Genomic DNA, 8,945 nt, shown 5'->3' on the forward strand with positions numbered 1-8,945 from the left:
GTTTATAGAGGAGGTGGCACGAAGTGACGGAGGAGTTTTTTGAGGATAAAATGACTTTTGACACACCCTCCTATTTTTTTAGGTCTTAACCCGAACTTTTGTATATAGCCTCCGTATATACCCTCAGAATTGAAACAGAAAAGGAGATGATGAGGAATTATACTTTTGTCGTGGCATTGTTGGCGTTGTTTTTCACGGGATGTGAGGAGGCAACGATAAAAATAGGGAAGGATTTTTTGTCCCACAAGACCAACGAGTTTGATATTACGATCGCCTATCCGGTGTTTACCTCTCAAAAAGCCGAGGTGGAACAAGGATGTAAGGCCGTGAACGGGGAGATTTCCCGGTTGATTGACAGCTTGCAAAATGATTTAAAGGCACAATTGAACGAGTACCTGCAAAAGGCACGGGAGATGAAGGAAGAGCCGATGATCCCGTTTGAATTGGATGTTAAGGATAGCGTGTTCATGGCGGATCGTCATTATATCAGTGTTCGTCTTGCGGTTTACACGTTGACAGGAGGGGCTAACGGGCTGACGGAGTACTATGCGGTCAATTACAGCTTGAAGGACAAGAAGTTTTTGCGTCCGGAGAGTATCCTGAATTATGACAAGAGTGCTGAGATTGACAAGCAGATTCAACGGAATTTCAAGAATCCGGAGAACTGTTTCTCGGAAATTCCCACGTTGGCAAATGTAACCACGATAAACTTTTCGGGAGGTGATATTTGCTTTACTTATAATCCACTGGTTTTAGGGGCCCATTATTGTGGAGCGGCGGAAATATCCGTACCCCGTATGTTATTGAAAGGTGATTTATTGTTGAAATAGATAGGGAGAATTGTAGGGAAGACGAGGGCGATCCGAAAGGATCGCTCTTTTTTTGCATTGATATTTTTGAAAAAAGTCATATCTTGCAGGCTTGAATTGATGGAGTGATATGTTATTGTACCAATTTAATAAGGGAGATGAGCGAGCATTTAAAAAGCTGTTTGACAGTTTCTTTAAGTCGTCATGTGCTTTTGTTAAACGTTATATTTCGGATCATGGGGCGGTGGAAGATGTAGTGCAGGAGACATTTATAAATCTTTGGGAGAAGCGGGGAATTTATTCGGATATGGTGTATTTTAAAGCTTATCTTTACAAATCATTGTACAATAACGCTCTTTTTTATTTGCGGCAGCATAAGGTAAGTGAAGACGTGGACCCCGGGATTGAAGATGATACGGAGTCGGCATTGAATGCAATTATAGAAGAAGAGGTTCATCGTGAAATCATAGCGGCAATAGATAAATTACCCCCGGAACGAAGGCGAGTTGTGGAATTGAGTATGGCGGGTTACTCGCAAGAAGAAATTGCTGAAAAATTAAATATTTCTGTAAACACGGTTAAAACACAAAAAAGGAAGGCCTACGCTTTTTTGCGAGAAGAATTACAACATTTGTTTGTTCTGTTCTTAATGCTATTGCATCTTTGATATTGTTGATTTATAGTGTTTTGTTGTTGGACGATTGTGAAAATTGAAAAATAATTGATTTTCGAGTCACCCCTAAGTTTGTTTTTTGCATATTAGAGATGTGAAAGGTAATAAACAGATGGAAAAATATAGAAAGTCAATAGAATTAGCGGAGAGAATTACCCGGTATTTGAAAGGAGATCTTTCGGATACGGAGATGTTGGAGTTGGAAAAGAGTTTGGAGGAATCTTCGGACGGGACTCAACTTTTGACAAAAATCAGTGATCAAAAGAATATAGCAGCTAAACAGGCTATTTATGAATCATTTGATGCGGATAAAAGTTGGGATAAAATTCGAAAAGCAACCGGAAGAAAGGTACACGGGAAAATTTACCACGTGTTCTGGTATGCTGCGATATTGATGTTACCTTTGATGGTTGCTGCTTCTGTTTGGTATATTGGTCGTGTGGAGGAGTTAGAACGTCCGCAATATATCGTGGATGCTTATTTCGAAAGTCATAAAACAATATTGGAATTGCCGGGAGGACTGTTTGTGGATTTGGATACGGTTAGAAATATAGCAAAAGAATTAAATGAATTCGGGGTAACTTTGGAGGAAGGGCAAGGATTGAATTATTCCGGAATAGACAGTATCATTGATGATAAAATTGAGTATCATCGGATAATTGTTCCGAGAGGTGGAGAATATAATTTGAAATTGGCGGATGGGACTGACGTCTGGATGTTTGCAGATTCGGAGATTCGTTTCCCAACACGTTTTAAAGGAAATAAGCGTGAGGTATACCTGTCGGGGGAGGCTTATTTTGAAGTGCATCATGATCCCTCTCGTCCATTCTACGTGAAAACGACATCGCTTGATGTAAAGGTGTTGGGGACAAGTTTTAACGTGAAAGCTTATGATGATATGGATGTGGTGGAAACCTCCTTAGTCGAAGGGGTGGTTAGTGTGAAAGATAATGTACTACGTCCGAATATGCAGGCTGTTTTTCATAAGAATACGGGAGACTTTTCCTACCGGAAAATTAATGGAGATAATTATCGTTTGCGAAAGGAACGGGTTTTTGTTTTTGAAAACGAACGTTTGGATGATATTTTACAGGAAATGGCTCGTTGGTATGATTTCGATATTTTCTATCAGAATCCTGATATTGCAGATAAACAGTTCGGTCTCAAATTGGAAAAATACGAACATGTGGATTCTTTGTTAAGGATACTGGAATTGACGGGTGAAGTGAAGTTTTCCATTAAGGGAAGAATATTAACTGTAATGAGTGGAAGTTAATATTATGCGTGTGTAAAATAAAAAACGGGTAGAGGAAATTTTGTGGTGATTATTTCCTGCAACCCATTTGCTTAAATTAAAATCAATTTAATTCTTCAAAGTTATGAAAAAAAACTTTTGGTCGTGGCTCCTGCACGATAAAAAAAGGGGAAAAAATACAATGTGCATGAAATTATGCTTGTGTCTGATCCTTGTTTTAGGTGGAGGTGTATTCAGTAATACGTTTGCACAGGGGGAGAAGTTGACATTGAAGCGGGAAAATGCTTCGATGTTGGATATTATTCTTGCCGTGGAGAAGCAAAGCGGTATGACGTTCGTATATAGTATGGATGCGGTGAATAAAATCGGGAAAATCACGATTGACGTGAAAGATGTGTCGATTGACAGTGTGATGAGTGTTTGCTTGCAGAAGACCGAGTATACTTATTCTTTGGAGAAAAATGTAGTCGTGATTAAAAAGAGACCAGCTAACGAGATTGCCCAGTCAATAGCGGAACAAAAAAAGAGAATCATATCTGGAACGGTCGTTGATAAACAGAAAATGACCTTGCCGGGAGTTTCTGTCTACATAAAGGGAACGACTATCGGAGTTGTGACGGATGTTAGTGGTTCTTACAAGTTGGAAGTGCCTGTTTCGACGAAAGTATTGGTATTTTCGTTCGTCGGGATGAAGACAAAAGAAGTTGCCTTAGACAAAGAGAATGTGGTTAATGTGGTTATGGAGGAAGAGGTTTCCGATTTGGATGAGGTGACTGTAGTGGCTTATGGCGAGCGTAAAAAACGAGAATTAATCAGTTCTGTTTCTTCCGTGAAAGCCGAGGATTTGGACGAGTTACCTTCTGCTAGTCTTGAGACTTTATTACAGGGGCATATGGCTGGAGTTGAGGTGAATAATATTTCCGGTTCTCCTGGTGGTGGTGGTTCTCAGGTTGCCATTCGTGGTTATAACTCGTTGATGAACGGGATGACGGATAATTCTCCTTTGTACGTGATTGATGGTGTTCCGGTAAATTCATTTACCTCTCCGGTAACAGGTACGAATACATTGGCCGAAATTGACCCGTCTACGATTGAATCGGTGGAAGTGTTGAAGGATGCTGCTTCTGCCGCTTTGTACGGTTCCCGTGCTAGTAATGGAGTTATTTTGATTACAACAAAAAAAGGACGTGTCGGTCGAGGAAAGTTTACGGCTAACGTGTCTCAATCTTGGTCTATCCTTCCGAAAACACCTTATCAGGTAATCGGGCATGGAGAGCGATTGGCTCATATTCAAGCATTACGAGCAAGACGGGTTGGCTATCAGGATCGGGCAACTTACGGATATATCCTGCCTGATTCTTACGAGAGTGTATACGGAACCGGTGGCGTGTATGATTATTTTTGGAATAATGGTAAAAAGATCAGTGATTCGTTTATTGATGGAGATCGTATCTTGCATGATAGTTTGAATCCATTTTATAATAATGCAACGAACTGGTGGAAACATAGTTTCCGGACAGGTAAAATTCTGAATGCGAATTTGCAGGCATCTGGAGGTACCGAGAATTTCCAATATATGGTTGGATTGGGATGGTATGATGAGAGTGGAATTATGTTGGGTAGTGATTTTTCTCGTGTGAACATGATTAGTAACCTAAAAATTATTCCTAGAGAGAAGCTGACTTTGGATGCTCGTCTTTATTTGGCTTACACGGATAGAAGTAAGGGTGCTGCCAATACCTCTTTTAGTCAAGCAACAGCTTTCGAAGGATTGACAGTTGACCCGAAAGTAAATTCTTCCCTTCTTCCTGGTAGTGGTTCTGTGTTGGATGAGGTATTGAAACGTTTGAACGAGACTTCAGAAAAGAATTATACCTATCGTGTCCGTGCGAATATGGGATTAACTTATAATATCCTTACCGGATTGGATTTCTCGACAACTTTAGGAATCGACTTCTCTCAATCTAAGAAAAATGCGTTTGAACCGAGTTATTTGAATCAAGATAATCTGAGTAAGTCAACCGGAGAAACGGGGAGTTCCACGATGTTCACGAACGAGAATCTTCTTCGCTATAATAAATCTTTTAATGAGATACATAATATAGATGTTTTATTGGGATTGGCCTATACGCGGGAGTCTTCTGATGCTTTGAGTGGTTCGGGTAAAGGGGCTCCAAGTGATGACTTGTATTACGTGACAACTGATTTTCAAGATATTATAGATATAAACGGAACTGCCACCGCGATGAAAGATTATAAGTCAGATTTCGAGGAATCTATTATGTTGAGTTACTTTGGACGTTTGGCATATAACTATAACAAGAAATATTTGACTGAATTTACGATTCGTCGTGATGGTTCTTCGGTATTCGGAGAGAATGTGCGTTGGGCGACATTTCCTTCTGTCGCTGTTGGATGGGCTTTCTCGGAAGAATCTTTTATGGATAGATTTTGGTGGTTGAGTTACGGAAAGATACGGGCTTCTTGGGGTAAACAAGGAAAAGCTTTTCGTGATCCTTATTTAGCTCAGGGAACATTGAAGGCAAGTAATAGTTTTATGGGTGTGATGGGAGTTGTGCCGACAACCATGTTAGCCAGTGATCTGACATGGGAGGAATCTGATCAATATGATATCGGTTTGGACGTGGATTTGTTTGATTACCGGATAAAATTGAAATTGGACTATTATTATAAATATTCTTCTTCTTTGTTACAGTTAGTTGAATTACCCGGAAATGTTTATTACCACACGCAGGCTTTACAAAACGTTCTAGAGATCTCTAACGAGGGGTTGGAATTAGAAGCTCTTGCTGATATTTTCCGAGATGGTCCGTTTACTTGGCGTGCTCGATTTAATATTTCCAGAAACTGGAGTCGTTTTGAAAAATCTAACACGGGGATGGATTTGGGTACGGTTGTTATCGGACGTCCGGTGTATGGTGTATACGCTTATAATGACTTAGGAATTATCGAGAGTGAAGAGGATATTCCGGTTTTTGTAGACCGATGGGGAAATAAGAATCCCTTGTCAAGTGGATCACCAACCCAACCTTTTGTACCGGGATTGAGAATGATCGAGGACGTGGATGGGAACGGAAGGATCAATGAGGACGATATGGTGTACGTGGATTCGGCTCTTCCCATTGCTCATGGTGGTATCGCGAGTGAACTTACGTGGAAAGGATTTGATTTGAATGTGATGTTCACGTATAGTATCGGGCGTCATATTATGAATGCGTACGCAACACCACTTAGTTACACTTCCTTGAGATATAAGGATAAACCTTTGTTTACGAATGTGGCAGATGCGACGTTTTGGACAAAATCGGGAGATAAGGCTGACTATCCCGCTCTTATGGGATCATACGGGTACGTGGGCCAGTTCGATGGGTGTTATGCTTCAAACATTGAGAATGTTCATCATCTGCGCTTGAAACAATTGACGTTAGGTTATAATGTACCTAAAGAGTGGCTGAAAAGGGTGAATATAGAAGGGATTAGATTGTTCCTGACGGGAGAGAACTTGTTTTTGTTGACGAACTATTCCGGTTTGGATCCTGAAACAGTAAATCCGGCGAGGGGAGGAATTGATGATTTCTCAAATTATCCTTTGGCACGTAAATTCACGTTAGGTTTAACTTTAAACTTTTAATCATGAAGAAGATATGCGTACTTGTTATAATGGCTTGGGGAATGTTTTTTTCCTCGTGTGATAGTGTGTTAGATGTTACTCCGGAGAATGAAATCACTTTTACGAATTTCTTTAAAAGTGAAGAAGATTTGAATGCTATAAATGCTCAGATGCATAGTTTTATGAAAACATTGGGTGCGGCAGAGAATATGCATGTAAAAATGGGATTAATTTATGATTACACGTCTTCTGCTACCAATAATGATGTAAAAAAATTGTTACCGACAGCTGTGGTTAATGGGGTCGGAACCAATTGGAATATACATTATAACGTGATTCATTTTGCCAATTTAATTCTGGATAATATTCATCGAGTAGGGGATTTGACTGAGGATCGGAAGAATTTCTATTTGGGGCAAGCCTATTTTGCTAAAGGATATATGTACTATTGTTTAGCTCGTGATTGGGGAAATGCCGTGATTACGAAGGATAGTGAATCACAAGCAATGCTGGGGAATAGTACGGCAGAAGAAGTTTTGGCGGAGGCAATTCGTAATGGGAAATTGGCTGAGGGAATTTTGGGGAAATACGAAAATCTGGTCGATTTAAGTGGAAAGCCTTTAGCAACAAAGCAATATGGGAGTAAAGGGGCTGCCACTGCTTTGCTTGCACATGCCTATGCGTGGAAAGGTTCTATGATAGATTTATATGGTTGGAATGATGATGCGAAGGAGGCTTATGAAGAGTCTATTCATTGGGCTACCGAGTTGATTGAAGGGCGGGCTGGAGCATATAGTTTGGAGACTTCTGTGGAAAGTTTGTGTGTTAATACTTTGAGTGGGTATGGAAGTGAAAATATTTTTTCTTTGGCATTTGACGAGTACGCTTCTGCTTATCCGATGACAACATCGTTGGCTCGTTTTTTTACCACTTGGCCGGTAAACACGACAGCGACCCCCGCGGCGGTAAAAACTCGTTCTTACTGTGTGAAAGCTTCCCGTATCCAAGAAATGTACGAAGAAAAGGATGAACGTCGTAATAGCTTTTTCTATAAATTGGATTCGATGGCAGGAGTGAATACGGCTACTACTGGCGGATATGCTTACGTGTATAAATGGAGAGAAGGTTATTATAAAACAACCGTTACGGGATCCGTGAATATGATTAGTGTAAAAGCGGATTATGTGATGTGGCGTTTGGCCGACATTTATTTGTTACGTGCAGAATGTTACGCTAAACTGGATGATTCTCGGGCTAAAGATGATTTAAATGTGATCCGTCGTCGGGCTAAAGCAACGGAATATCCGGCTGCAGGGGAAAGCGATATTCGTATGGCGATTTTCCGTGAGCGTGAAAAAGAGTTACTCTATGAAGGACATCGTTACTATGATGTCGTACGTAATAATTACTTGATAGAGTTAGATCCGGTATATGCAGAGCTAACGAAACAAGATATTCAAGATGGAGTTCTGTACCTACCGATTCATACGAAAGCTTTTACAATGAATGATATTCTGAGACAAAATCAGTATTGGTTTAAATTTGAAAATTAATGATATATGAAAAAGATACTATTGGCAATTAGTATAGTGTTAACTATTGTATCCTGTACAACGGATTACAATATGAATAATACGGGATTAGCTAACGGGAAATTTGACGGGACAATGTATGATTATTTTCATTCGGATTCTTATAATTGGGATTCATTAATTATCATGATTGACCGGGCTGGATTACAGGATTTGTTTAACGGGGAAGTGGAAGGATACGAGGAGATTACCTTTTGGGGACCGACGAATAATTCCATTCGTCGGTGGATGCTGGAAGGGGGAACGGGTGTTCCGAGACGTCTGAAAGATTTAAGTCCGGAAGAGTGTCGTAAATATGTGATGGCTCATGTGGTAAAAGGTAAAACGATGCTAAACGATATCCCTCGCGGTACGATTAACATGGGGAGTGTTTCTGGAGGCATGACAATGTACGGAGAAGATAACAAGAATGAAATGTGGGTGTACACGGAACAATTACCTTATAATGGAGTAATTGATGTGGGAGCCGTAATCATCAAAATTCGTTCGATGAGAACTTTGGTGGATATTGACATTGCTTCTTGTAACATTGAGCCTACAACCGGGGTAGTACATTCTCTGCACCCGAATTATACTTTAGGAGAGCTTTAATCGTTGTAATATGTGAATTTTACCAAGATGAAACAGATATATTTACTTTTATTCGGAGTGTTGTTTTTTGTTGGATGTCACGATACAAAAATCGGGTATTTAAAGACAGAAAATGCAAGTTACGGTATTGATTCATTGATAATTCGTAAAGAATTGGATATGACAAATGCTGATGATAAAAATCGGGTTGAAAAGGAGATCCCGTGGTTGACGGATAACATACAAGGCGTTTTGGGTACGGCTCCTATACGCTATAAATTGTCGGGCGTGAAAGCTCCTTCCGTAGAGGCTGAAACTATTTTCTTGAAAGAGTTTAAAGTGCGTGGGGGTGGAAGAATGGAATTGCCTCTTTACACGGAACTACCTGTTGGTAGATATGTAGTGTCACTTTATT

7 protein-coding genes are annotated in these 8,945 nt (G+C 40.1%); all 7 read left to right on the forward strand.

Annotated features, from left to right (window positions below; translation table 11 throughout):
* Positions 1-146: 146 nt before the first annotated feature.
* Positions 147-830: a DUF4163 domain-containing protein gene (locus AB5542_RS11045; RefSeq protein WP_279038372.1), complete on the forward strand. Its 684-nt coding sequence runs from the start codon at positions 147-149 to the stop codon at positions 828-830.
* A 109-nt stretch (positions 831-939) separates the two neighbouring features.
* The gene (locus AB5542_RS11050) at positions 940-1,476 is read left to right on the forward strand and encodes an RNA polymerase sigma factor (protein ID WP_279038371.1); all 537 of its coding nucleotides are present in this window, start codon (positions 940-942) and stop codon (positions 1,474-1,476) included.
* Between the two features lie 118 nt (positions 1,477-1,594).
* Positions 1,595-2,758, forward strand: coding sequence for a FecR family protein (locus tag AB5542_RS11055; protein ID WP_279038369.1), 1,164 nt, complete (start codon positions 1,595-1,597; stop codon positions 2,756-2,758).
* 166 nt (positions 2,759-2,924) lie between these two features.
* On the forward strand, positions 2,925-6,389 hold the full coding sequence (locus AB5542_RS11060) for a SusC/RagA family TonB-linked outer membrane protein (RefSeq protein ID WP_279038368.1): 3,465 nt from the start codon (positions 2,925-2,927) through the stop codon (positions 6,387-6,389).
* A gap of 2 nt (positions 6,390-6,391) precedes the next feature.
* Entirely contained in the window at positions 6,392-7,921 is a 1,530-nt protein-coding gene (locus AB5542_RS11065; protein WP_118303344.1) for a RagB/SusD family nutrient uptake outer membrane protein, read from the forward strand.
* A gap of 6 nt (positions 7,922-7,927) precedes the next feature.
* Entirely contained in the window at positions 7,928-8,551 is a 624-nt protein-coding gene (locus AB5542_RS11070) for a fasciclin domain-containing protein (protein ID WP_279038364.1), read from the forward strand.
* A 27-nt stretch (positions 8,552-8,578) separates the two neighbouring features.
* Positions 8,579-8,945 (forward strand): hypothetical protein (locus AB5542_RS11075; protein ID WP_368243057.1); only part of this gene is annotated, 367 nt, incomplete at its 3' end.

The organism is Butyricimonas sp. RTP31003st1_G1_RTP31003_210430, from assembly GCF_040920905.1.
Lineage (GTDB): Bacteria > Bacteroidota > Bacteroidia > Bacteroidales > Marinifilaceae > Butyricimonas > Butyricimonas paravirosa.